General features: G+C 70.0%; 24 protein-coding genes. 6 read left to right on the forward strand and 18 right to left on the reverse strand.

The features are described from left to right. Positions 1–6: 6 nt before the first annotated feature. Positions 7–300: a hypothetical protein gene (locus ACFSXZ_RS06930; RefSeq protein ID WP_378262424.1), complete on the reverse strand. Its 294-nt coding sequence runs from the start codon at positions 298–300 to the stop codon at positions 7–9. Positions 301–452: 152 nt separating this feature from the next. Further along, complete coding sequence (locus ACFSXZ_RS06935; protein ID WP_378262426.1) at positions 453–1,589, reverse strand: glutathione-independent formaldehyde dehydrogenase; 1,137 nt, start codon at positions 1,587–1,589, stop codon at positions 453–455. 127 nt (positions 1,590–1,716) lie between these two features. On the opposite strand from ACFSXZ_RS06935, the gene ACFSXZ_RS06940 reads away from it, so the two are divergent. After that, complete coding sequence (locus tag ACFSXZ_RS06940; protein WP_378262428.1) at positions 1,717–2,928, forward strand: alcohol dehydrogenase catalytic domain-containing protein; 1,212 nt, start codon at positions 1,717–1,719, stop codon at positions 2,926–2,928. A 9-nt stretch (positions 2,929–2,937) separates the two neighbouring features. Here the strand turns inward: ACFSXZ_RS06940 and ACFSXZ_RS06945 are convergent, their stop codons facing one another. The 7 genes from ACFSXZ_RS06945 to ACFSXZ_RS06975 form a co-directional block, all read right to left on the reverse strand. After that, positions 2,938–3,402, reverse strand: coding sequence for a hypothetical protein (locus ACFSXZ_RS06945; protein WP_378262430.1), 465 nt, complete (start codon positions 3,400–3,402; stop codon positions 2,938–2,940). After that, positions 3,403–3,702 (reverse strand): YbaB/EbfC family nucleoid-associated protein, encoded by a 300-nt coding sequence (locus ACFSXZ_RS06950; protein ID WP_378262432.1) that lies wholly within the window; start codon positions 3,700–3,702, stop codon positions 3,403–3,405. Then, on the reverse strand, positions 3,699–4,790 hold the full coding sequence (locus ACFSXZ_RS06955) for a CHAP domain-containing protein (protein WP_378262434.1): 1,092 nt from the start codon (positions 4,788–4,790) through the stop codon (positions 3,699–3,701). The genes ACFSXZ_RS06950 and ACFSXZ_RS06955 overlap by 4 nt, the downstream gene beginning before the upstream one ends. A gap of 17 nt (positions 4,791–4,807) precedes the next feature. Further along, positions 4,808–5,596, reverse strand: coding sequence for a transglycosylase SLT domain-containing protein (locus tag ACFSXZ_RS06960; RefSeq protein WP_378262436.1), 789 nt, complete (start codon positions 5,594–5,596; stop codon positions 4,808–4,810). 133 nt (positions 5,597–5,729) lie between these two features. Beyond that, the gene (locus tag ACFSXZ_RS06965; RefSeq protein WP_378262438.1) at positions 5,730–6,545 is read right to left on the reverse strand and encodes an ESX secretion-associated protein EspG; all 816 of its coding nucleotides are present in this window, start codon (positions 6,543–6,545) and stop codon (positions 5,730–5,732) included. Between the two features lie 59 nt (positions 6,546–6,604). Further along, positions 6,605–7,744 carry a WXG100 family type VII secretion target gene (locus tag ACFSXZ_RS06970; RefSeq protein WP_378262440.1) on the reverse strand — a complete coding sequence of 380 codons (1,140 nt, stop codon included), beginning with the start codon at positions 7,742–7,744 and terminating at the stop codon, positions 6,605–6,607. A gap of 8 nt (positions 7,745–7,752) precedes the next feature. Further along, on the reverse strand, positions 7,753–8,229 hold the full coding sequence (locus tag ACFSXZ_RS06975; protein WP_378262442.1) for a hypothetical protein: 477 nt from the start codon (positions 8,227–8,229) through the stop codon (positions 7,753–7,755). A 212-nt stretch (positions 8,230–8,441) separates the two neighbouring features. Here ACFSXZ_RS06975 and ACFSXZ_RS06980 point away from each other — a divergent pair, with 212 nt between their 5' ends. Next, a complete protein-coding gene (locus ACFSXZ_RS06980; protein ID WP_378262444.1) occupies positions 8,442–9,050 on the forward strand; it encodes a potassium channel family protein in 609 nt (202 codons plus the stop codon). Between the two features lie 262 nt (positions 9,051–9,312). Further along, positions 9,313–9,921 carry a GNAT family N-acetyltransferase gene (locus ACFSXZ_RS06985; RefSeq protein ID WP_378262446.1) on the forward strand — a complete coding sequence of 203 codons (609 nt, stop codon included), beginning with the start codon at positions 9,313–9,315 and terminating at the stop codon, positions 9,919–9,921. Positions 9,922–9,938: 17 nt separating this feature from the next. Here ACFSXZ_RS06985 and ACFSXZ_RS06990 read toward each other — a convergent pair whose 3' ends face one another. From ACFSXZ_RS06990 to ACFSXZ_RS07005, 4 genes are all read right to left on the reverse strand, one after another. Continuing rightward, positions 9,939–12,215: a heavy metal translocating P-type ATPase gene (locus tag ACFSXZ_RS06990; RefSeq protein ID WP_378262448.1), complete on the reverse strand. Its 2,277-nt coding sequence runs from the start codon at positions 12,213–12,215 to the stop codon at positions 9,939–9,941. Positions 12,216–12,269: 54 nt separating this feature from the next. Next, on the reverse strand, positions 12,270–12,476 hold the full coding sequence (locus ACFSXZ_RS06995) for a heavy-metal-associated domain-containing protein (protein ID WP_378262450.1): 207 nt from the start codon (positions 12,474–12,476) through the stop codon (positions 12,270–12,272). Between the two features lie 289 nt (positions 12,477–12,765). Then, a complete protein-coding gene (locus ACFSXZ_RS07000; protein ID WP_378262452.1) occupies positions 12,766–13,917 on the reverse strand; it encodes a permease in 1,152 nt (383 codons plus the stop codon). 143 nt (positions 13,918–14,060) lie between these two features. Then, complete coding sequence (locus ACFSXZ_RS07005; protein WP_378262454.1) at positions 14,061–14,672, reverse strand: maleylpyruvate isomerase N-terminal domain-containing protein; 612 nt, start codon at positions 14,670–14,672, stop codon at positions 14,061–14,063. A gap of 187 nt (positions 14,673–14,859) precedes the next feature. Between ACFSXZ_RS07005 and ACFSXZ_RS07010 the strand changes: the two genes are divergently transcribed. Continuing rightward, positions 14,860–15,255: a CBS domain-containing protein gene (locus ACFSXZ_RS07010; protein WP_378262455.1), complete on the forward strand. Its 396-nt coding sequence runs from the start codon at positions 14,860–14,862 to the stop codon at positions 15,253–15,255. Positions 15,256–15,273: 18 nt separating this feature from the next. On the opposite strand, the gene ACFSXZ_RS07015 is transcribed toward ACFSXZ_RS07010, so the two are convergent. Further along, the gene (locus ACFSXZ_RS07015; protein ID WP_378262457.1) at positions 15,274–16,347 is read right to left on the reverse strand and encodes a TetR/AcrR family transcriptional regulator; all 1,074 of its coding nucleotides are present in this window, start codon (positions 16,345–16,347) and stop codon (positions 15,274–15,276) included. Between the two features lie 89 nt (positions 16,348–16,436). Between ACFSXZ_RS07015 and ACFSXZ_RS07020 the strand changes: the two genes are divergently transcribed. Continuing rightward, positions 16,437–17,645, forward strand: coding sequence for a cytochrome P450 (locus ACFSXZ_RS07020; protein WP_378262459.1), 1,209 nt, complete (start codon positions 16,437–16,439; stop codon positions 17,643–17,645). Here the strand turns inward: ACFSXZ_RS07020 and ACFSXZ_RS07025 are convergent. From ACFSXZ_RS07025 to ACFSXZ_RS07040, 4 genes are all read right to left on the reverse strand, one after another. Beyond that, positions 17,636–17,878 (reverse strand): DUF2630 family protein, encoded by a 243-nt coding sequence (locus ACFSXZ_RS07025; protein ID WP_378262461.1) that lies wholly within the window; start codon positions 17,876–17,878, stop codon positions 17,636–17,638. The genes ACFSXZ_RS07020 and ACFSXZ_RS07025 overlap by 10 nt on opposite strands. Before the next feature lie 62 nt (positions 17,879–17,940). After that, entirely contained in the window at positions 17,941–20,046 is a 2,106-nt protein-coding gene (locus tag ACFSXZ_RS07030; protein ID WP_378262463.1) for an EAL domain-containing protein, read from the reverse strand. A gap of 132 nt (positions 20,047–20,178) precedes the next feature. Beyond that, positions 20,179–21,210, reverse strand: coding sequence for an alpha/beta hydrolase (locus tag ACFSXZ_RS07035; RefSeq protein WP_378262465.1), 1,032 nt, complete (start codon positions 21,208–21,210; stop codon positions 20,179–20,181). A 20-nt stretch (positions 21,211–21,230) separates the two neighbouring features. Next, positions 21,231–22,562: a cytochrome P450 gene (locus ACFSXZ_RS07040; protein ID WP_378262467.1), complete on the reverse strand. Its 1,332-nt coding sequence runs from the start codon at positions 22,560–22,562 to the stop codon at positions 21,231–21,233. 34 nt (positions 22,563–22,596) lie between these two features. Between ACFSXZ_RS07040 and ACFSXZ_RS07045 the strand changes: the two genes are divergently transcribed. Beyond that, complete coding sequence (locus ACFSXZ_RS07045) at positions 22,597–23,397, forward strand: SAM-dependent methyltransferase (protein WP_378262469.1); 801 nt, start codon at positions 22,597–22,599, stop codon at positions 23,395–23,397. Positions 23,398–23,406 lie beyond the last annotated feature (9 nt).

Consider the following 23,406-nt stretch of genomic DNA (forward strand, 5'->3'; position numbering starts at 1 on the left):
TCGTGTTCAGCCCGTCACGGCACCGGGCGAGGCCTCCAGCTCCGCGCCATCGGCAGGTGAGCGGGCGTCCCGCGCGGAGTGCGCCCTGTCGGGCCGACGGGAGGCGAGGCCCGCCGGGGGGACGATGATCGTCCACAAGAGACTTTTTCCGGCCTCGCCCCGAGGGGAGGCGACGGTGGCAGGTTCCGCCCGCCCGGACTTCGGCACGAGCAGCGCGGTCTCGAACCGTTCCATGAAGAGAGTGCCGGTCAGGACGACGACGGGAAACAGCAAGGCCGGCCACATCAGCGAACCTGCCAAGACATGTCACGGTGAACCATGGATTCTCCTGGGCGTGGCGGTAGCGGCGGTGGGCCGTCTTCGGATACCCGTGATTTCACGGTTTAACCACCGCCCGGGCCCCGGCGGAATTCCCGCGAGGCCCCCGGTGACCAAGTGTCCTCAAAAGACAGTCACGGCCGCAGCAGGACCTTGGTCCAGCCGTCCTCCCGCCGGTCGAACCGGGCGTAACCCTCGGGAGCATCGTCCAGTCCGATCTCGTGGGAGACCAGGAAGGACGGGTTCGCCCGCCCCTGGAGGATCAGATCGCGCAACTGGTGGTTGTACCGTTTCACCGGGCACTGGCCGGTCCCCATGCGCTGTCCCTTCTGGAAGAAGGTGCCGTAGTCGAAGCCGATCCGGCCCTGTTTCGCCTGTTCGGTCGCGGCGCCGGGATCCTGGGGCAGGTACACGCCGACCACGCCGATCCCGCCGGTGGAGCGCACGGAGGCGATCAGGTTGTCCAGCACCAGCTCCGGGTGTTCCTCACCCGTCGGGTCGTGGGCCTGGTAGCCGACCGCTTCGACACCGCAGTCGGCTCCCTGGCCGCCGGTCGCCTCCATGATCCGCTCGACCGGGTCGTCCCTGCCGAAGTCGACCGGCGTGGCCCCGATCTTTCCCGCGAGCGCGAGCCGGTCGGGCTCCTTGTCCACGACGAGCACCTCGGCCGCTCCCCTGATCATCGCGCTGTGCGCGGCGAGCAGCCCGACCGGTCCGGCGCCGAACACCGCCACGGTGTCGCCAGGGCGCATCCCGGCGAGTTCGGTGCCGTGCCAGCCCGTCGGGAAGATGTCGGACAGCATGGTGAAGTCGTTCTCGTGTTCCTTGCCGGGCGGCAGGGTCAGCAGATTGAAGTCCGCATAGGGCACGCGCAGGAACTCCGCCTGGCCACCCGCGTACGGGCCCATGTTCGCGTAACCGTAGGCCGCGCCGTCCATGCCCTCGGCCGGGTTCGTCCGCAGGCAGAACGAGGTCCACCCGGCCACGCAGTTGCGGCAGGTGCCGCAGGCGATGTTGAACGGGACGGAGACCCGGTCACCCACCTTGATGCGGTCGACCCCGATCCCGATCTCCTCGACGATCCCCATGTTCTCGTGGCCGAGGATCTTGCCGTCCTCCACATTCGTGCGGCCTTCGTACATGTGCAGGTCGGAGCCGCAGATGTTGGTGGTGGTGATGCGGACGATCGCGTCGCCCGGCCCCTCGATCAGCGGGTCGGGCACCTGCTCCACGGTGACTTCCCGCGCACCGCGATAGATGAGTGCTCGCATGCTTGTTCTCCTTGGCGTCCGGGGATGTTCTTCCCAGCGGATACCCGGGTGCCGGTCACTAAACGTTTTCCTCTTCTCACGACGGGAACACGGGGAGCAAAGGAATCCACGAGGAGGGAACACACCGGTGAAGGCAGTGGTATGGCACGGCGCCGGGGACATCCGCCTGGAGGACGTGGCGGACCCCAAGATCGTCGAGCCGCAGGACGCGATCATCCGGATCACCCGCAGTGCCATCTGTGGCACGGATCTCCACCTGGTTCGCGGCACGATGCCGGGCATGGTCGAAGGGACGGTGCTGGGCCACGAGGCGGTCGGGGTGGTCGAGGAAACCGGCGACGCGGTGCGAGGATTCAGCCCGGGTGACCGCGTGGTGGTGACGTCGACCATCGGCTGCGGCACGTGTTCCTATTGCCGTGCCGGATATTTCGCGCAGTGCGACAAGGCCAACCCGAACGGCCCGGCGGCCGGCACCTGCTTCTTCGGCGGCCCCGAGTCGACCGGCCCGGTGAACGGGCTGCAGGCCGGGTACGCGCGGATTCCCCACGCCATGACCACGCTCGTGCGGATTCCCGACACCGTCACCGACGACCAGGCGATCCTGCTCTCCGACATCTTCCCGACCTCCTGGTTCGGCTCCCGGCTGGCCGAGGTGGGCGACGGCGACAGCGTGCTGGTCCTGGGCGCCGGCATCGTCGGGCAACTGGCCATCGCCTCGGCCAAGCGCCAGGGTGCCGGGCGGGTGCTGGTCGTCGACGGCATCTCCTCGCGCCTGGACACCGCCCGGCGGCAGAACGCCGAGCCCATCGACTTCAACCGTGAGGATCCCGTGGCGATGGTCAAGGAACTCACCGGCGGAATCGGGGTGGACCGGGTGATCGACGCGGTCGGGGTGGATGCCGAACGGCCGAAGCGGGGACCCGCCGCGGAACAGGCCCGGCAGCAGGCGGAAGACTTCTCGAAGGAACGCGAGCAGGCGGCGCCCGGGGCCTCCCCGCGCGGTGAGCAGTGGGTGCCCGGCGACGCGCCGAGCCAGGCCGCGCAATGGGCCGTGCAGGCGGTCGCCAAGGCGGGCAGCATCGGCGTGATCGGCGTGTATCCGCCCGGGTTCAGCAGCTACCCGATCGGCGAGGCGATGAACAAGAACCTCACCGTGAAGATGGGCAACTGCAACCACCGGCGCTATCTCCCGCGGCTGCTCGACCTGGTGGTCAGCGGCGTGGTCGACCCGACGGCCTTCATCACCCGGCACGAGGAGCCGACCGCCGCCATCGAGGCCTACGAGACGTTCGACCGCAGGGAAGACGGCTGGCTCAAGACCGTCCTGGACCTCACCTGACGCTCGCGCTCAGACCCTGGTCAGCACGAACCCCTCGCCGTCATCGTCATCGGGTGCCGCGGCCCGCCGCCTGACGGGTTCACGCCGACTGTCCACAACGGACTCTTCGGTGGGTCCGGCTTCCTCTTGCCGGTCGCCGGGTTCGTCCAGGTCGACACCGAGGTACTGACCGACCGACTCGGCCAGCGCCGGGGTGCACCCGGCCTTGATCACCTTCAGCCCGTCCCGCAGGGCGTTGGTGCCGGCTTCGGCGCTCAGCCGCGAGATCTCCGCGGCCAGCCGTTCCGGGCCGAGGGCCAGGGCATGCTCACCGATGTCCAACTCGACGAGCATGCCCTGCACGTCCACCGCCACGGACACGTGCTCGCCGCGCGCCCTGCCCCGCACTTCCGCCATCCCGGCGGCGAGCCCCAGCCGGTCCGGCATTTCCTCGGCGATCTCGATCAGTTCGTCGACGGTGCGCTCGTCGTCCACTCAGACCCTCCAGCTGTCCGGCACCGTGCTTTCGGCGGTCTCGGTCAATGTCCCGTCCTGATCCAGCCCGAGCATCGTGAGCTCGGCCCGGCCGAGTCCGCCGAGTTCGTCCGCCATGGCGTGTTTCGCCCTTTCACCGGCCTGCGCGGCGGCTTCCCGCACCAGCGCCAGGATTTCCTCGGCGAGTGCCCGGCCCCCGCCGCGCAGCGCTTCGGGGGTGAGTTCGAGCGCGCTGAGCGCGCCACCGGGCAGTACCTCCACCGAAACGCCGTCGCGCCGGGCACTTCCGCTGATCGTCATTTCGGGTGCACCCCTCCGTAGAAACGGTGCGCGTCGCGGGGCAGCGTGTAGGTGTGGCGCATCACCTGATCGCTCGAATTGCCTTCGATCGTGGTGATCTTGTTGCCCTCCACCTTTTCGATGATGCCGATGTGTTCGCTCCCGCTCCAGCTGGAGTTGGTGCCGAACAAGATCGCGTCACCGGGCCGGGCCTGCTTCGCCAGATCATGCCGGTCGTAGGCGCAATGGTGGCGTTCGCCCCACTTGTAGACGTCACCGGTGAAGCCGTACTTCGGGATGTTCACCCCGGCCTCCCGCCACATCGAGGTGGCGAAATACGCGCACCACGGCTGCCCGGTCGGGCCCCACTTGTTCCGGTTGTTCGGACCTTCGTGGTAACCGACGTTCTTCCGGGCGTTGGCCAGGATCTCCTCGACCCGGGCGGAGTTCGGCTTCGTGCTGCCGTGATGGCCCTTTCCGCCATGCGGCTTACCGTGCTCCTTGCCGTTCCCTTTGCCGGGCGAATGCTTGTGCTGTGCCTGCCCCGGATCGCCGACGCCGTCGGAGTTCAGATCCTTTTCCAGCGCACGGAGTTTGCGCGCCGCGTCCTCCATTTCGGCACGCGCGTCCTTGAGGTGCCCGGCGGACTCCTTGACGTAGGGACCCGCCAGATCGGCGACCTCGCTCAGCGCCTTGAGCAGAGCCCCCGGCACTTTGGCCCCGGCAAGGGCGTACCCCGCCTTGAGCAACCCCTCGGCCTTGGCGACGAACTCGTCGACCAGCGATCCGGTCGCGCCGTGCCGGGCCGAGAGCGCGTGCGTGACCTCGGAGACGATCTTCGCGCCGCGCGCGCTCGCCTCCGCGGTCGTGGTCAGGTCGTCGCCGAATCTGGCGGAGCGGCCTTCGAACCCCTCGGCGGCCTTGGCGTCCCAGTGGGTCAGCAACGACTGGGCGGACTTCCGCTGCTCGTCGTGCCGCTCCATGATGGACTTCGCGGCCGACTCCAGTGCGGTCTGCGCCACCTGCGCCTCGTTCACGTTGCCGGCCAGCTTCGCCTGATGGGTCTTCATTTCGCCGGCGAAGAGCGTGGCGATGGTACCGGTGTCCATGATGGTCCCCCTTTTACTCAGCCGAGCACGCTGGTGATGTCGGTGGCGCGCAGGTTCTGCACCGCGGTGTCTTCCTGCGCGTGATAGGTCTTCGCCGCCTTCGCGGTCAGTTCACCGAGATCCTGCGCGTTCTTCGCGGTGGTCTTGACCTGCTTTTCCAGGGACCTGCTGAAATCCCCCAGCGCGTCGGCGAAACCGGTTTCCTTGCCGACCTGGCCGAAACTGTCCTTCGCGATTCCGGTGACCGAGTGCACGGTGCGGGAGGAGATCTCACGCAGTTCGCCGGCGATCTTGTCGACACCGCGCGTGTAGGCGGTGAACTGCGCGGGGTCGGCCTTGAAACCGCCGCCCTTGTGCCCGGTCTTGGAGCCCTTGTCGTGTCCCTTGTCGTGCCCCGTGCCGTGTCCCTTGCCCGCCGAAGTCCTACCGTGGTTCGCGGAAGCCTTCTGCGCCGCCTTGCGAGCTTCGGCGAGGTGCTTGCGGTAGGCGCCGTCGGTGTAGGTCGACCACGGCCGGAAAGACTTGCCATGGCCCGAAATCGCGTAGGCGGCCTTGGCGTTGGTGTCCGGATCGAACAACTGGTCGTTGGAGTGCAGATGGAACTGGTGGCGCCGCTCGGGCCCCATGCCGCCGAGCATGTTGACCTGCCACAGGCCGTAGGAGTTGTCCGGCGGCCTGCCGTTGTGCGCGTGGGCGTTCCCACCGGATTCGGCGAGCGCCACCGCCACCGCCGTGGTCAGCGCTTCCCCCCGGAAACCGGCGCGGTAAGCGTGCTGCGCGATCTGGTCCGCGTTCAGAGTGCTCATCCCGACACCTTCATCGAATCGACCTTTCCCCTCTCGTGCCCGGCCCACCGCACGGGCGGCCCGGCCCGATCCCGGCCCACAACCGGGATTCCACCGCCTCCGACGCACCGCCGGGCGGAACCGTTCCCCGCTGTCACCGCAGGATCCCGGAAAGTGGCGCTTCGCCGGCCGGGTCATGCCCGCGGACCCGGTCGAGAAGCGCGCTCAGCCGGGCGGCCAGCCACCTCTTGTCGGCCGGGGTCACGGTCACCAGCCTGCCCGCGCCCGCGGCTTCGACGGTCACCCCGTACCGGCCCGCTTCGGTGTCGAACCAGGCCACGATCGGCGAGCGGCCGGCGGGACCGTTCGCGGCGAACTGCCCGGAACACGTGCGAGGAGAGTCCACAATGGACGAGAGAGCGCGGACCGCGCGGCCGGTGACGCCCTCGCGGGCCAGCGCCGCGGTGAATCCCTCGTGGCCGTCGGAGGCGAAGGCGTTCATCGCCGCGGAAAACGCTTCCCGGGCGAGCGTGACCGGCTGTCCCGGTCCCGCGCCCACATCGCCGATCACGTCGGCGACGACCTCGGTCAGCTCCGCCGGCCGGATCGGCCGCAGCGCCAGCTCGGTGTGGTCCAGCACGGCCAGGACGGCCTGCCGGTGGCCCGCCACGGCCACCAGCCGCAACGGCACCTGACCGATGATCAGCGCGTCGACCGACAGCACGGGCCTGCTCAGCAGGACGAGCAGATCCTCCACCCAGGCCGCGACCTCGTCACCGTCGATCAGCCCGGCCTCGTCGAGGCTTTCGAATACCCGTCCGCCCAGCTGGTCCCGCTCCGCCATGGTGAAACCGTGCGAGCGGATCTCCAGTGGATAGGGCGGCGCGCCGAGATCGAGGTCCGACCACAGCAGATCGAACTCCAGATGCGAAAGCACCACCCCGCCCACCGCGGGCATGCGACGCGCCATCGCTCGTCCTTCCCCAGATACTGCGCCTACTCGGATACTGTGCCTACTCCTGCCTGCGATCACTCACCGAGCACCGGCGGATAGGCCGGTGGCAGGTCCTCGAGCATGTCGATGCCCATGTCCTCGGCATAACGGTTGTGGTGTTCGCCGTCCTCGTCGTTCCGCTGCCCGGCCCCCGGCGGATACATCCCCGCGCCACCAGCGGCCCCGCGGGCGCCTGGCGCCCCGGCCACCATGCCCGGCTGTCCCGGCGCCCCGGGCATGCCTTCGCTGGCACCGAGAGCGCCCAAGGCCTTACCACCGGCGCTCAGCCCCCCTGCGCCGATGCCCGCACCCGCACCCGCGCCGTACCCGGAGCCGTAACCGGCGCCCCCCGCGGAGCCGTAGCCACCGCCGCCAGGCAGGTCCGATCCCGGCACGTCCGCCGCGAATCCCGAAGCCACCGTGCCGCCCCTGCGCCCGTCGGCACCGGCCTCCCCGGAACCGTCGGTCCCGTCCGCGGAACCACTGGTCGCCTCGGGGGCGTCGGCGAACGCGGGCAGCGTGTCGTGCACGCCCTTGCTGGTCGACTCGTACTGTTCCATCACCCGCACCGCTTCGGCCTTCGCGCGGTCGGCCTGGGTGCGAGTAGGCAAATGGTCGTCGAGCAACTGGTCGGCGAGGACCGCGGCGGCCGGGCCGCTCTCCTTGACGTCGTACCCCTGGCGGAAATGCCGCTCCGCGGAGTAGTAGACCGGCTCCGGCATCCGGTTGCGCGCCTCGACGACCGCCGAGGTGTAGGTGTCGAGCCCGTCGCCCACCCCGCGCATCGTGGAACTGGCCTCGGCGGCCCACCGGGTCAGCTTCGAAGCGGAGTCCGCGGCCCGCACGGCCGACTCGCCACGCCACGACAGCAACAGTTTCTGCACTGTCTTGTGGACTTCGGCGGTGGTGGAGTCACTGCTCAAGGCGAGCTGGGCCCACCGGTGCGCGGCGCCGCCCATCGCCGCGGGATCGGCGGTGGTCACCATGTCGTAGAGCTGCGGGTGGGTGTAGGCATCCCAGTTGATCTTGCCGAAGGCCTTGTCCTGGGCGTTGGCAGCGCGCATCCGGCGAATGCGCCGGTCACGTCTGCGCTGCCGGGCCGTCTCCGGATGGTCCTGCGAGTAGTACCGGTGCTTGCGGTGCGTGTTGTAGGGCAGGTAGCCCGAATCCCCCATGGCCGTTCTCATCCTCTCGCGCTGCGGCCGGGCCGGATCGCGGCCAGCGTGTCGGCGGCGTCGGCCTCGTTCCGCTGGTGGTCCTGGGATGCCTGCCGGATCGCGTCCCGCAGCCCGGCGAGCTCGTCGAGGTAGTCACGAAGGATGGCCTGGACCCCGCTGTCCGCGGAGCCACGGAGGCCGAAGGCCTTCCGCAGGTGCCCCGACACCGGACCCGAACCGTCCCGCAGCGGCGTCTCCAGTTCACCGGCCTGCCTGAGCAGCGCGGTCAACTCGTCGTAATGCCGGTCGAGTTCGGCCTGCGCCTCGGCGATCTCGGCCGGGTCGAGTTCGATCCGGCCGGCGTCGCCGACCAGCTCCGCCGAGCCCGCGCCGGCCGGGGCCTCGACCTGACCGGCCTTCGCGACCCGCCCGGTGTGCTCCTTGGGCATCTCCCGGAGCAGGCGTTTCGCGTCGGCCTTGTCGGACAACCGGTACCCATCCACCTCGATCCCCCATTCAGCTCAGTTCATGCCTCCGCGACAGTATGGCAACATTCCGGCGCCGCCGGGCGCCACTTTCGAGAGGTTCCTCCGGTTCGACGCGGGCACGCCGTCCCGCGGTTCCCGCCCGAGGGGAACCGGTGACCCTCCACGCCGGGTGGACTCACCCCGCGCGGGTGGTGCCGGGCACGCCACCGTCTCCGGAGGCTGACACCATGACGCCGACGCCCCTTCCGCCCGGCAGGCCGGTCACCTCCGCGGAGCGATGGCGCTTCCTCTGGCTGGCCGTGGCGCGCCCGGCGATCACCGTGGTCGCGCTGATCGTGCTGTACTACTACCTGCCGGTGGACAAGAAGCTCGACGTGTGGGGCACGCTGTTCCTGGTCGCCGGGCTCAGCCTGGTGGTGGCCATGATCGTGTGGCAGGTCCGGCTGATCGCCCTCTCGCCCTATCCCGCGCTGCAGGGCGTCCAGGCGCTCGCGATCATCGTCCCGCTGTTCCTGCTGGTCTTCGCGAACGTGTACTACATCATGGAGCACGATCTGCCCGGCAGCTTCACCAAGCACCTCACCCGGACCGACGCGCTCTATTTCGTCGTCACGGTGTTCTCCACGGTCGGATTCGGTGACATCACCGCGGCCACGCAGGTCGCCCGGGTCCTGGTGACCATTCAGATGGTGGCCGACCTGCTGGTCCTCGGGGTGGTCCTGCGGGTCATCGTGTCGGCGGTCCAGCTACGGCGCCAGGATCCCGACGCCATGCGCGCCGCGACCCAACGCCAGATCACGATGCTCAGCCGTCTGCGGCGGCGCCGGAACCGGTGACGCGGGCGATCGCGGTCACGGGAATCCACAGTGGACGGAAGACCACCCGGGCGCGGGGCGGTCCACCCGAGCGGATGCTCCGGCTCCCCCGCGCGGAGGATTCACGGCCGGTTCGCTTGGGCCTCCGGGAACCCCTCCCTCATAATCGAACACGTGAGCGAGAATTGAGCCGTCGCGCGCCCACGGTGCGCGACGCACCCAGCCACATGATCTCCTCCGCTCACCTGATTTAACCGTAGATACCCGAACAGAGGATCGAATAGTGGCCGCTTTGCGGGGTGAGTTCGGAGTGGCCGGAGCCGTGCGGCCTGCGGTCGGAAGCGGCAGCCGCCGCACGCCCTCGCGATGCCTGCGCGGTCACACGCTGGCCGTCGGCGGCGCGACCGCCGGCTGGTCGCACGCCTACGGCCTGCCCACGGTCACCTGCGAAGTCTGCTACGCGCGCCCGGAGGCCCGCGATTCCAAAGCCACGTGGTGCCTGCTCGATCCCACCGTGCAGTACTCCGCCGGCAAAGCACCGGACCTGGGCCTCGTCCTGGTGACCCTCCCGCCGGCCCAGCGGCGGGCGGGGGTAGGACGGATCGAGTTGCGCTGGGACCGCAAGCCCGTGGGCGCGGTGTGGCTGGCGATCTGCGCCCCGTGCCGGCGAGCCCTGCTCACCGGCCTTCGCGTGGAACCGGACCGCCGCCGCCTGGGCTACGGCACCGTGCTCGTCGCGGCGGCGCTGGCGCTGGCCGCCCCGCCGGACTACCGGTGGTCGACCACCGCCCTGCCGGACTCGCCGGAGGTTCTCGCGTTCTGGGCCACCGTCGGTGGTTTCCCCGGTCTCGGCTCGCCGGAGCCGTGTTCGGACATGCGCGTGCCCGAATGAGGACGGCAGTGACCTTGTCACGGCCGCAGCGCGGACGTGGCGGCGCCGCCACGGAACCGGCGCAGGCGCAGGCTGTTCGACACGACGAAGACCGACGAGAAGGCCATCGCCGCCCCGGCGATCATCGGGTTCAGCAGGCCGAGCGCGGCCAGCGGCAGGGCCGCCACGTTGTAGGCGAAGGCCCAGAACAGGTTGCCCCGGATGGTCGCCAGCGTGCGCCGCGCGAGGCGGATCGCGTCCACCGCGGCACACGGATCACCGCGCACGAGGGTGAGGTCACCGGCCTCGATGGCGGCGTCGGTGCCGGTGCCCATGGCCAGCCCGAGATCGGCCGTGGCCAGGGCCGCGGCGTCGTTCACACCGTCGCCGACCATGGCCACCACACGTCCTTGCGCCTTCAGCCGCGCGATCACGTCCACCTTGTCCGCGGGCAGGACCTCCGCGATCACCTCGTCGATGCCGACCTCGGCCGCGACGGCGCGGGCGGCGGCGGAGTTGTCCCCGGTGAGCAACACGGGTTCCAGCCCGAGGGCACGCAGGTCCCGCACGGCCCGCGCGGAGGTCGGTTTGACGGTGTCGGCCACGACGAGCACGGCCCGCGCCCGGCCGTCCCAGGCGACGAGGACCGCCGTGCGGCCTTGATGTTCGGCCTCTTCCTTGGCCTTGACCAGTTCGTCGTCGACGGTGACACCCCGCTCCTCGAGCAGGGCCGCCCGCCCCGCCAGCACGGCCTTGCCCTCGGCCACTCCTTGGACGCCAAGCCCTTCGGTGGTGCGGAACTCCGTCACCGCGGGAAGCGCACCGGCCCGTTCGGCCGCCGCGCCGGCGATCGCCCGGGCGATGGGATGACCGGAGGCGTGCTCCACCGCACCGGCCAGGCGCAGCACCTCGGTCTCGTCCTCACCGGCCGCCACCCGCGTGTCGACCAGGCTCATCTTGCCGGTGGTGATGGTGCCGGTCTTGTCCAGCACCACGGTGTCCACCGCGCGGGTCGACTCCAGCACTTCGGGACCCTTGATGAGAATGCCGAGCTGCGCGCCACGGCCGGTGCCGACCAGCAAGGCGGTCGGCGTGGCCAGGCCCAGCGCGCACGGGCAGGCGATGATCAGGACCGCGACGGCGGCGGTGAACGCGGCCGTCGTGCCCGCGCCGGCCGCCAGCCACGCGACCAGGGTGCCCGCGGCGAGGACGACCACGATCGGCACGAACACCGCGGACACGCGGTCGGCCAGCCGTTGCACCGCCGCCTTGCCGTTCTGTGCCTGTTCGACCAGCCGGGACATCTGCGCCAGCCGTGTCCCGGACCCGACCCGTTCCGCCCGCACCACCAGCCGTCCGCCGACGTTCACGGTCGCGCCGGTCACCGCGTCACCGGGCCGCACCTCGACCGGCACGGATTCGCCGGTGAGCATGCTCTCGTCGACCGCGGAACTGCCGTCGACCACCACGCCGTCGGTGGCGATCTTCTCGCCGGGGCGCGTCACGAACTCGTCCCCCACGCGCAATGCCTCGACGGGAACCCGTTCCTCACGGCCGTCCCGCAGCACCGTGACGTCCTTGGCGCCCAGTTCGAGCAGGGCCCGCAAGGCCGCCCCGGCACGCCGCTTCGAGCGCGCCTCGAAGAAACGCCCGGCGAGAATCGCCGCGGTCACGCCCGCGGCGACCTCGAGGTAGATCGTGGAGCCTTCGGACCCGCGCTCCGCGATCAGCTCGAAACCGTGCCGCATTCCGGGCATTCCGGCGGTACCGAAGAACAGCGCGTACAGCGACCATCCGAACGCCGCGCCGACGCCGAGCGAAACCAGCGTGTCCATGGTCAGGGCACCGTGGCGGAGATTCGTCCACGCCGCGCGGTGGAACGGCCACGCGCCCCACACCACCACGGGCGCGGCCAGGGTGAGGGAAAGCCATTGCCAGTACGTGAACTGCCACGCGGGCACCATCGACAGCACGATCACCGGCACCGCCAGCACGACCGAACCGATCAGCCGCTGCCGTGCCGGCCGCAGCGGATCGTCCGCCTGGGGCACCTCCGGCGCCGCGCGGGGCGGCGGGGGAAGCGCGGCGGTGTAACCGGCGGCTTCGACGACCTTCACCAGGTCTTCCGGCGAGACCGTCTCCGGGTAGCTGACCCCGGCCTTGCCGGTGGCGTAGTTGACGGTCGCGGACACGCCCGCGACCTTGTTGAGCTTGCGTTCGATCCGGGCGGCGCACGACCCGCAGGTCATGCCCCCGATCGACAGCTCCACCCGCCGCGCGTGCTCCGCGCGCGGTTCCCGGGTCACCGGACCCATGCGCCCGCCACCTTCCACCGAAATCCTTGCGCGCACCGGAGAAACCGGCGCGAATCAGCCGGCCAGAACGTAGCCGGCCTCGGTCACCGCCGCGGCGATCCGCTCCGCCGGGATCGGCGCGTCGCTGGCGACCGTGAGCCTGCCGGTGGCCAGATCGACGTCGACGTCGCGCACTCCGGCGATCTCACCGACCTCCTCGGTCACCGACGCGACACAGTGGCCGCAGGTCATGCCCTTGACGGTGTAACTGGCTTCGGTCATCGGAACCTCCTGGACGATCACCGGCGCGGAACACGTCCGCCACCTCACGATCTTTATACCCTAAGGGGGTACCGGGTAGCCATCGAACGCGGGGCAGGTCACAGCGTTCCTCCGCACGTCGCACGGCGCCTGCCGCGCGACGGGAGAGCGGCCGGTGACACCCACCGGAAGGACACCGGCCGCGCCCGCGCGATCACCTTTCCACGGTAGGGCCACCCCCGAGGGAAGACCGGCAAGGTGGCGGTCGGACTGCTGACGTCCTGCGACACGTCCCGGCGGGGCCGCCGGTTCATGAGTGGTGGTGCTCCGTATCCGGTGATCCGCCCATGGCCCGGAGCATCGGGATGCCCCCGGTCCGCACGAAACGAAGGACGAGCACACCGGCCACGGCCAGGAACACGATGTTGAGCCAGGTGGTGTAGTTCCACGAGATCCCGGCTTCGAGCACCGCGGCCGACCGTTCGCGCGGCACCAGCCCGGCCACGCCGAAGATCAGCTCGATCAAGTACCCGGCGGCGACCATGGCGGCGTAGAAGATGCCGAACAACGCCAACGCCATCCGCGTGCCGTAGTAACGCCGGTAGATGTTGAGGATCGGCAGGATGAGCAGGTCGGCGAAGATGAAGGCGAGCACGCCGCCGAAGCTGATCCCGCCGTTCCACAGCACCGCGGCCAGCGGCACGTTGCCGATCGAGCAGACGAACGACAGGATCGCCACGACCGGGCCGATCAGCGGTCCCCACAACGCGGAAGCCACGGGGCTGCCGGTGAAGAAGAACGCGTGCCAGAACGATTCCGGGACCCACGCCCCGACCGCGCCCGCGATCAGCAGGCCGAGGACCAGGTCACGCAGAATCGCGGCCCACTCCATGACGAACACGTGCGCGACGGAGGTGAACCCGTCGCGCGAGAACAACCGCCGGCGGAACGATCCCTCGCCCGTGACCGACATGTCCATCGCGGCATGCCCCTCCATGGCACCGGCGACACCACGCTCGGCCTGCTCGCGCGCCTTGTCGAGCAGGTGCCGCCGGACGAACAGGCGGAACAGCACGGCGATGCCCACGATCATCAGCGGGCCGCCGACGAACTCCGCGAGGGTGAACTGCCAGCCCAGCAGCAGGGCCATGATGATGCCCAGTTCGATCACGAGGTTCGTCGAACCGATCTCGAAGGCCATCGCCGCGGTGAAGTTCGCGCCCTTCCGGAACAGCGACCGGGCCAGCGCCACCGCCGCGTAGGAGCACGACGAGGACGCCGCGCCCAGCCCCGACGCGATCGCCAGGGTGCGCGGGCGGTCGTCGCCCATCAACCGCACGATCGTCGACTTCCGCACCACCGCCTGCACCACCGCGGACAGCGCGAAACCGAGGATCAGCGCCCAGAGCACCTCCCACGTCATCGCGCCTGCCAAACCCAGGGCGTGCCCGATCGCCGTCATCGCCACTCCTTCGTCGATACCCTACCGGGGTATAGCTACCGGATGACAGGGCTCAGCGCGTCCATGGCGTTCCCTATTCCCGGTGGCGGGAAACTCCTCCGCTTTTTCCCCGGCGGCCTCGAAGACCGACGCGGCGGCGCGTCCTACAGCCAGGGGCCGAGGTCCGGCGCCTGCGCGCTCCGGCCGGTCAGCCAGCGAGCCAGGGCCGGTCCGTTCCCGGCGTCCGCCCGGTCCGCGAGCACGTCGATGACCAGGGCCTTGAGCAGGTCCGGAGGCAGATCTTCGAAACCGGCGCTCGCGTCGAGGTCGGCCAGGTGCACCGTGACCTCGCGGGCCCGCAGCCACGGGATCCGGGTCGCGGTCATCTCCCGCCCCTGCCTGCTCAACACCGTGTGGTCCCAGGCCTCGGCCGGCAGTTCGTCGAGGTCGCGGGCCAGCGCCTCGGCGGAGCCGCGCACCTTGGACCGCAGGTCGGACACCGGCAGCCCGGCGACTTCTTCGATCTCGGCGTCGCGCCGCCCGGGGTCGGGATACATCGGGGTCTCCTCGCCGGTGCGTGCCCAGTGCACCAGGCGCCGGAAGCCTTCGGCGTTGTTGTGCACGTGGGCGACGACGTGCCGCCGCGCCCACCCGGGCAGCAGGCTCGGCGCGTCGAAATCGGCCTCCGCCAGCCCGTCGACCGTGGCCAGCAGCAGGCGGGTCCCCTCGTCCATCCATTTCCGGGCGGTCACGACATCGGCAGGTCCAGTCGGCATAAGGGAAATCTACCCCGCCCGTCGCCCACCACCGCCCTCAACGGAGCTTCGCGCGGTCACACCAGAGGGAGCCCCATGGGGGCTCGCGCGGGCACTTAGAGCCGTTGGTCCGCTACGGCGAGTCTTTGGACTCTGCCCCGTGGCCGCCCGGTCCGGGAAACATGGGGTGATGCAAGTAAGGGACATCATGAGCACCCCGGTCATCGGCATCACCGGGGACGCGACCATCGAGGAGGCCGCGGCCCTGATGTTGGCTCGCGGCTACACCACCATCCCGGTGTTCGCCGAGACCGGTGAACTCGTGGGCATGCTCACCGAAGCAGACCTCGGACGGGTCCGGTTCGCCCCGGATCTCCGGTTCGAAGACGGACCCGAGGGCGGCGCGATGACCGGCGTCCGGGCTCGCCTGGTCAAGCAGGCCATGCGGCCCGCCTCGATCGTCGTTCCCGCCGACACCGAACTCGGCGAACTCGCGTCCGTCATGGTCGACGCGAACCTGCGGTGCCTGCCCGTGGTCGACGAAAAGCACGTCGTCGGCATCGTGAGCTGGCGGGATCTGCTGGCGAACCTGGTCGCCCGCTGACCGCCGCGCGAAAACCCGCTATCGGGCCGGGACCGGCCGCAGGTCATCGCGAGCCACGGCATGGCACGCACCGCGGCCTTCGGCCGTGGCGACGATCCGGCCGTCTTCGACCCGCACCGCCACCTCCGTTTCGTCACTGACCGACCGCACTCCCGCCGCCGCGGCCAGCGTCCCCGACTCGTCACACACGACGCGGATCCGAGGCCACGCCGAGGCGGGAACGGCTTGCCGCAAGCAACCGCAAAGGCCGCCGACGACCAGCCTCGTCAGCGGCGCCAGCTCACCCGGATCGCCGGTGACCAGCACCGCGGTCACCTCGTTCCCGGCACGGACGGCCTGCTCGACCGCGCTCAGGCGGTGCAGCCCGACGACCGTCACCACCCCGTCACCGTGCAGTTCCGCCGGGGCGGCACGGACGAGGTCGATCGCCGAGGGCGGGACCCACGGCAGGGCCACGCGCTCGGCCGCGGGGGCGGTTCGCGGAGGCGCCCAGAAGTCGTTGAGTTTCAGCCCGGCGAGTTGCTCACAGGCGCTGATCACGTCGAAGGGCTCGACGAAGCCCGGAGCCGCGGCCGCCATCCGGCTCGCGCCGTGCAAGGTGGTGAGCACCGTTTCGGCCAGGCGCACCAGCCGCGCGGGCGGTTCCTCCGGCGCTTTTCCGGGCGGCCTCAGTCGTTCCAGCGCGAGCGCGAGCAGCAACGCGTCCAGCTTCATCAACTGTGTGAAGGGCAGCGTGACCCGCTCGTCGGCCACGATCTCCGGGATCAGTTCGAGGCCGAGCCGTTCACCGGGCTCCGGTAGCCGGGCTACCCAGGCGCGGGCGAGCGCGCCGAGCGCCTCCTTCACCGTGTCGCCGGGCTGGGCATGCGGCGCCACCGGCGCCTGTGCCGCGAGCCGGGCGAGGACCGCGAAGTAGAGCGCCCGCTTGCCGGGGAAGTTGGAGTAGACCGCGCCACGGGTGAGCTCGGCACGCTCGGCGATGACATCGATCTTGGCGTCCCGGAAGCCCCGTTCCGCGAACTCGTCCCGCGCGGCGGCCAGCACCCTGGCGCGGTTGCGCTCCTGGGATTCCGCCCTGGTCAGCCGGGTCATCACGCTCCCTCGACGTCCGGTGCTGACAAGATACCGTGAGCATCTATATGATCTGATCATCTGATCTCAACATGTGAAATGGAGACCTGGTGGCACCCCTTCCCGAAATCGATCTGGCCGGCGCCGACGTACTGCGTGATCCCGTCGCGGCCTACGGCGAGGCGCGTGAGCAGGCACCGTTGGCACGACTGCACGCCCCGGGGATCCCTCCGATGTGGGCGGTCACGCGGTACCGGGAGGCCAAGGCCGTACTCGCCGATCCACGGTTCGAGGTCACCGCGGCCAGCTTCGCGCTGCGGCCCCGCGACCTTCCCGCCGACTGCCTCCCGTACCTGCGGACCATGCAGGAGATGAACGGTCCCGAGCACGCTCGCCTGCGCCGCCTCGTCTCACCCGCGTTCGGCGCACGCCGCGCCGCGGGTTTCCGTCCGCGGATCGAGAAGGTCGTCGCCGGCTTCCTCGACGCGTTGTCCATCGACGCCGAGAACGGCCATGCCGACCTGGTTTCCGGCTTCGCACGGCCACTTCCGATGGAAGTGATCGGTGAACTCATCGGCGTCCCGCCGACCGACCGGCCGCGCTGGCACCGCTACGGAGCAGCCGTCGCTGCGGGTGCCGGACAGGACTTCGCCGAAGCCGTTCCGCGGATCATCGCCGACGCCAGGGCCGCGATCGCGCAGCGGCGCGACGAACCCGGGGACGACCTGGTCTCGGAGCTGCTCCGTGGTCCGTCCGGCGGCGGCGAGAAGCCCTCCGAAGCGGAGTTGATCACGCTGGTCTGGCACCTCGTCCTCGCCGGCCAGGTACCGGCGCACCTGATCGCCAACGCGGTGGACGCTCTGCTCGCCCACCCGGCCCAGCTGGCCGCGCTGCGCGAAGATCCCGGGCTCATGCCGGGCGCGGTGGAAGAACTGCTCCGCTGGTGCGGTCCGCAGTTGCTGACCATTCCCCGCTATCCGCGGGAGGACACCGAGATCGGTGGCACACCGATCCCGGCGGGCGAGCCGGTGGTCACCGTGATCGCCGCCGCCAACCGCGATCCGCGGGCGTTCCCCGATGCCGGCCGCCTGGACGTCACCCGGCCCGTCACCGGCCCGGGGCATCTGGCGTTCGCCCACGGGCCACATTTCTGTCTCGGCGCCGCGCCCGCGCGGGTGCAGACCGAGGCCGCGCTCACCGCGCTGCTGCAACGCTTCCCGCGTCTGGCTCCGTTGCCGGACGGGGCACGGCGTGTTCCCGACCCCGCCACCTTGCGCCTGGCCGGGCTCCACGTCGCGCTACAGGAACCTCACTGCTGATAGGACTCGACTTCACCGACCGGGCGCGGCTCGCTGGCTTCCGGGTTCTCGCCGAATTCACGGCGAGCCCGGCGCTGGCGGAGCAGGTCCCAGCACTGGTCCAGTTGCTCCTCGATCTGCCGGATCCGGGTTTGCTCGTCCTCACCGAGCCCGCCGCCGACCGCGCGGCCGCGCAACTGATGCTCTTCCGCGATCAGTTTGTCCACCGTGGTGATGATGTCTTTGTCGGCCATGTGTCCAACCGTACCTTCGTGAACGCGGGCCGACGGCTCCGGCGGACGCCGTGTCACCGGATTCAGCCCGGGTGGTCGAACAGCTCACCCAGCGCGAAGTCCGCACCCGCGCGCCGCCAGAAATCGGCTTGTTCCGGCGTGCCGACACCGTCGACGCTCACCGTCGCGCCCGACCGGTGTGCCATCGCGACCATGCCCGTCAGTATCGGGGTGATGGCCGAATCCGGTCCCGGCCGCTCGCGCTGCCGCGCGACCAGCACCGGTGCCAGCCGGATCGAGCCGGCCCGCAGGTCCTCGAGGAAGATCGCGTCCCTGGCCGCACCGAAGTCGTGGATCGCGGTGCGGACGCCGATATCGGCCAGCACGCACAGGTTGTCGGCCGTTTCGCCGTGCTCGGCGGCCAGCGCCTCCGCCGGGAAACCCAGTTCCAGCGCTCGGCCGTTCAGCCCCGTCTCGCCGAGCACGCGCCGGACCACGCCGACGAGGTCGGGGTCGGCCGCCTGACCGATGGTGAGCGGCACCGAAAGGGGCAGTTCGTCGTCGGACTCCGCTCTCCGCGCACAGGCTTCCGACAGCAGCGAGTAACCCAGCGAAAGCCCCAGGCCGGTCCGTTCGGCGAGCTTGACGCAGTCGGCGTGGGACAGTGGACCGCGGCGGGGGTGGTCCCAGTACGAAACCGCCTCGACCCCGGCCTGGCGCCGGGTGTCCAGCCGTGTCACCGTCCGGAAGGCGACCTTGATCGCCCCGGTTTCCCAGGCGGCCGCCATCGAGGTCGCCAGCTCCGACATCTCGCGCTGACGCGCGTCCTCAGGCGGATCGAACAGTTGCCACTGCCGTCGTCCTTCGTCTTTCGCGCGCCGCAACGTCGTCTCCGCGGCGCGCAGCACGTCGGCCGGCGCGGTGCCCGGGCCGGGGCGGTCCACGACCCCGATGCACACCGGGGCGGCCAGGCCGTGTTCACCGTCGAGATAGACCGGTTCGTCCAGGACCTGCTGGATCCTGCCCACCATTTCGAGCACCGGCAGGCTCTCCGCGGTGTTCTCCACGACGATGCCGAACTCGTCGGCGCCCAGCCTGCCCACCGCGGCTTTCTCTTGCGCGACAACGCTTCGCAGCCGTTCGGCGACGCTGACCAGCAACCTGTCGCCCGTCTCGGCCCCGAGACCGGCATTGATCAGGGAGAAGCCGTCGATGTCCAGGTGATACAGCGTGACCGGCGACCGGCTCAGGGCGGCCTGCAGCGCGGCCCGGAAGGCTTGCCGGTTCAGCAGACCAGTCAGCGCGTCGTGACGCGACAGTTCGCTGAGACTCCGGCGCAACCCGGCCAGGTCCGATTCGGCTTCGACGACCGTGACGAAGTGATCGGCCGCGCCGTCGGCGTCGCGGACCAGTGAAGCGCTGAACGACATGGGCACCACCGCGCCGTCCCCGCGCACCACCTGGCAGTTCGACTCCAGGTGCGGCAACCCCCCGGATTCCAGCCGCTCATAGGCTTCGCCGAGCGAACCGGCGTCCTGGGGCGCGATCAGATCGAACAGGCTCAGCCCGATCAGGTCGTCCTCGGACCGCAGGACGATGCCCGCCATCGCCTCGTTGATCGCTCCGATGCGCTTGTCCAGACCGACCAGGGCGACACCGCTCGACGACGACCGGAACACCTCCTCGAACCGCGCATGACCGATCAGATGGGTCCGCCGGGCGTCTTCGGCGACCTTGTGCAGGGACCGGTTCAGCTCCTCCTGCCGCTGCTGTGTCACCTGCCGGAGCCGCTCGGCATAGCCGGTCATCATGGCGCCGAGGACGAGGACCACCCGCTCGGCCAGCCGGTCCACACCGGCCAGTTCCGGCTGGTGGAGCAGCGCCCGCCCGAGCGCGTCGACCGTGCGGCGGATGCTGTCCGGGCCCACGCACTTCATCTCGACCAGCCGCGTGCCGACCGCGCCGGCCGCCTCCGGGTCGAACGGCTCGCGCCGGATCGTGTCGAAGAGCCGGTTGACCAGGTGCAGCATGTGCTGTTCGAGTTCGCTGTGGGTGAGCGGCAGATAGGCCGTGCTCGACACCAGATACGCCCACTTCCGGGCGAGCAGGAATCGCCCCCGCGTCGCGTCCGCCGGGGCGGTCAAGGCGTGGGGCGGAGCCGGACCGTCGTCCGCATTCGGGACCGTCATATCCCCATCCCGGATCAGGAGTCTCTTGGCTGTCGCACGTCGGTGAGTCGCTCAGCGTAACCGATCTTACTCACAGTGCACAACGGATCACCATACCCCGTCGGGACGCGTCCCGGTGCGGCCGTCGGGTGATCACAGCCCGAAACAGGCGGTCAGCCAAGCGCGCGTGGCGTCCCGGTAGGCTCCCGCGTTTTCGTGCAACGCCAGCGAATGGCCCGCTCCAGGCAGGACATACGTGGTCAGGTTCGCGGCCGCACTGTAGTAAGGAGCTTCCTGTTCCCGCAGCGAGGCCGCGGTCGAACAGTCGCGGAGGGCGAGCACACCGCAGAACAGGACATCGCTTCCCCCGACCGCCTGGAAGACCGGGACGGTGATGCCCGAGGTCGCGGGCATGACGATTCCGAAGACCGCCACCGTCGCCATCCCGGGCGCCGACACCTCGTCCTTGGTGGCCTCGTCGGCGGCGATCACTCGCGGGTCCGAGTCGTTCTTCGCGTAGAAGAGGCCGGCGCGGGCGCCGGGCTTCGTCACGAAATAGGCCGGGTCGGCGCCCTCGAAGCGCCGGTCCAGGAACGCCGGTTCGAGACCGGTGCCGGCGCCGGTGGTCAGGGCCGGCACCGACGGCACATGCGTGATGCCGGTGAGGATCACTCCGTCGACGTCGTGATACCTGGCCGCTTCGAACGCCACGATGCCCGAACCCACGGAATGCCCGGCGATGACCACCTTGCCGAACCGCACTCCCCCGGCACGGCCTGCCCTCAGGTGACCGACGACGTCGTGCAGCGAAGCGGCCTCGGCGCCGATCAGCAGCCGCGCCGCCGGGGGCCTGGTGCTGCGCCCGGTACCCAGCAGGTCCACCGCGAAGGTCGCGTAACCGTGCGCGGCCATGTCGCGCTGATACGAATAGCGGTCCGGATCGTAGGGAAGATCCCAGTAGTACCGGTTGTAGGTCCCGCCGTGCACCAGAAGCTGAACCGCCGCCGGAGGGCCGCCTGCCGGCAAGCACAGCTGGCCGTGCATCGTCGCGGGCCCGTCGGGCCCGGTCACCGGAAGGTCGGTTTCCGTACAGCTGGGGGATTCCGCTCCGGACGCGTGCGCGGCGACGCAACCACCGAGGAGAGCCAGGCAGGTGACGAGTGCGACAGCGAGTCTCACGGGCACCGGCAGACCGTACACGGGTCCTAATCGCGGCGAGGAAGCACCTTCATCGGCAACCGGTTCGGCTGCATCGTCGCCTTCACCTTGGCGTAGACCTTCTTTCCGTCGGCGGGCACGAGGTGCCAGCGCGCGCCGATCGTGGCCGCCACGATCGCGATCTCCGTCGGGGCAAGGAAATGCCCGGGACAAAGACGGGCGCCCGCGCCGAAGGGAATGTAGGCGCCCTTCGGCACCTTCGCCGCGCGCTCGGGCGACCAGCGATCGGGATCGAAGCGGCCCGGTTCGGGAAACCAGCGCGGATCCCGGTGCAGCGTGTGCTGGCTGACCGCGACCTCCGTGCCCGCCGGAATCGGCACGCCGGCCAGTTCGATGTCCTCGCGGGCCCGCCGCATCAGGATGATCGGCGGGTTCAGGCGCACGATCTCGTTGATGATCCGCTGGGTGTAGGTCAGCTTCGGCAGATCCGCGAACCGGGCGGGCCGCCCGCCCAGCACCTCGTCGACCTCGTCGTGGAACCGTTGCCGGACCACGGGATCCCGGCCGATTTCGTGGAAGAACCAGGCGAGCGCGACCGCGGTCGTCTCCGCTCCGGTGGTCAGGATGGTGACCACCTCGTCGCGGACCTGCTCGTCGGTCAGGCCGGCGCCGGTTTCCTCGTCAGTGGTCCGGACCAGCATGGACAGCAGGTCGCCCCGATCGCCGCCCGCCGCCCTGGCCGCGCCCACGACTTCGGGAATCACGCGGCGCAGGCGGGCGGCGGCCGCGTCGAACCGGCGGTTGGCCGGAAGGGGCAACCGTTCCACCAGTTTCGGGGAAAACGCCTTCACCAGAACGTACTTGAGCATGATCGGAATGGAGCGCCGGACTTCGGCGAGCACCTCGTCACCGAGTTCGGCGGAGAACAAGGTCCGCCCGGCGATGGTCAGGACCAGATCCTGCATCCGCTCGTCCAGCGCGACGGTCTGGCCCGGACGCCACGTTCCGGCCAGTTCCGCGGCGAGCACGCTGATCGTGGAATCGGTGTAGGTCACGACCCGTTCGCGCTGGAACGAGGGCAGGACCAGCTTGCGCCGCCGCTGGTTGACCTCGCCGCTGGAGGTGGCGAGCCCATCGCCGAACAGCGGCCGCATCTTGTCGAAGACGATGCCCTTGTCGAACTTTCCCGCGTCCACCGCGAGAATCCGCCAGGCGAGTTCCGGGGACGTGGCCAGATAGACCGGCAGCGGCCCGAGGCGGATCCGCACCAGTTCACCGTGCGCGGGCAGGGACGAGAGGAATTCCAGGGGCTTCCGCAGAAGCGGCACGGTGTGACCGAGTACCGGCCAAGCACCCGGAACCGTTGGAGCGTCGGCCATTCTTCACCACCTCGTGAGGTCTACACTGCTGCGCGTGACCGCAGAATGGGTTCCGCCCGAAGTCGACACGAGAGTACCGAATCCCGCTCGTGTCTACGACTACTGGCTCGACGGCGACCACAATTTCCAGGCCGATCGCGAACTGGCCGAGCAGATCATCCGGATCATGCCGGGGGTCCGGGACGCCTCCCGGCTCAATCGCGCCTTCCTGCGCCGTGCGGTCGAGTTCATGGTGGACGCGGGAATCCGCCAGTTCCTGGATATCGGGTCGGGCATTCCGACGGTGGGCAACCTGCACGAAATCGCGCAGCGGGCCGACCCGGAATGCAAGGTGGTCTATGTCGACAAGGATCCCGTCGCGGTCGCGCACAGCCGCCTCCTGCTCAAGGGAAACGACCGCACCGCGGTGGTGCGGGCCGACCTCCGCGACGCCTCCCGCATCCTGACCGAGGCGGGCCGCCTGCTGGACTTCGACCGCCCGGTCGGGCTGTTCATGTTGCTGCTGCTGCATTTCGTGCCGGATTCCTGGGACCCGGCCGGCATCGTCGCACGTTACCGCGACAACCTCTCCTCCGGCAGCTACCTCGCGCTCACCCATGTCGCCGCCGACTCCGACACACCGGAGCTCACCGACGCGATCGAGGCGTACAAGAGCACGCGGGTCGAGGCGTATCCCCGCACCCACGAGGCAGTCTCACGGCTGTTCACCGGCTTCGACTTCGTCGAGCCCGGACTCGTGGGATGCGCGATGTGGCGGCCGCAGGGCGCGGGCGACGTTTCCGACCAGCCCGAAATCAACCTTCTCCCCTACGCCGGAGTGGCGCGCAAGCCCTGAAAGCGCTTA

The sequence above is a fragment of the Amycolatopsis pigmentata genome (assembly GCF_042684065.1).
In the GTDB taxonomy this organism is placed as follows: Bacteria; Actinomycetota; Actinomycetes; order Mycobacteriales; family Pseudonocardiaceae; genus Amycolatopsis_E; species Amycolatopsis_E pigmentata.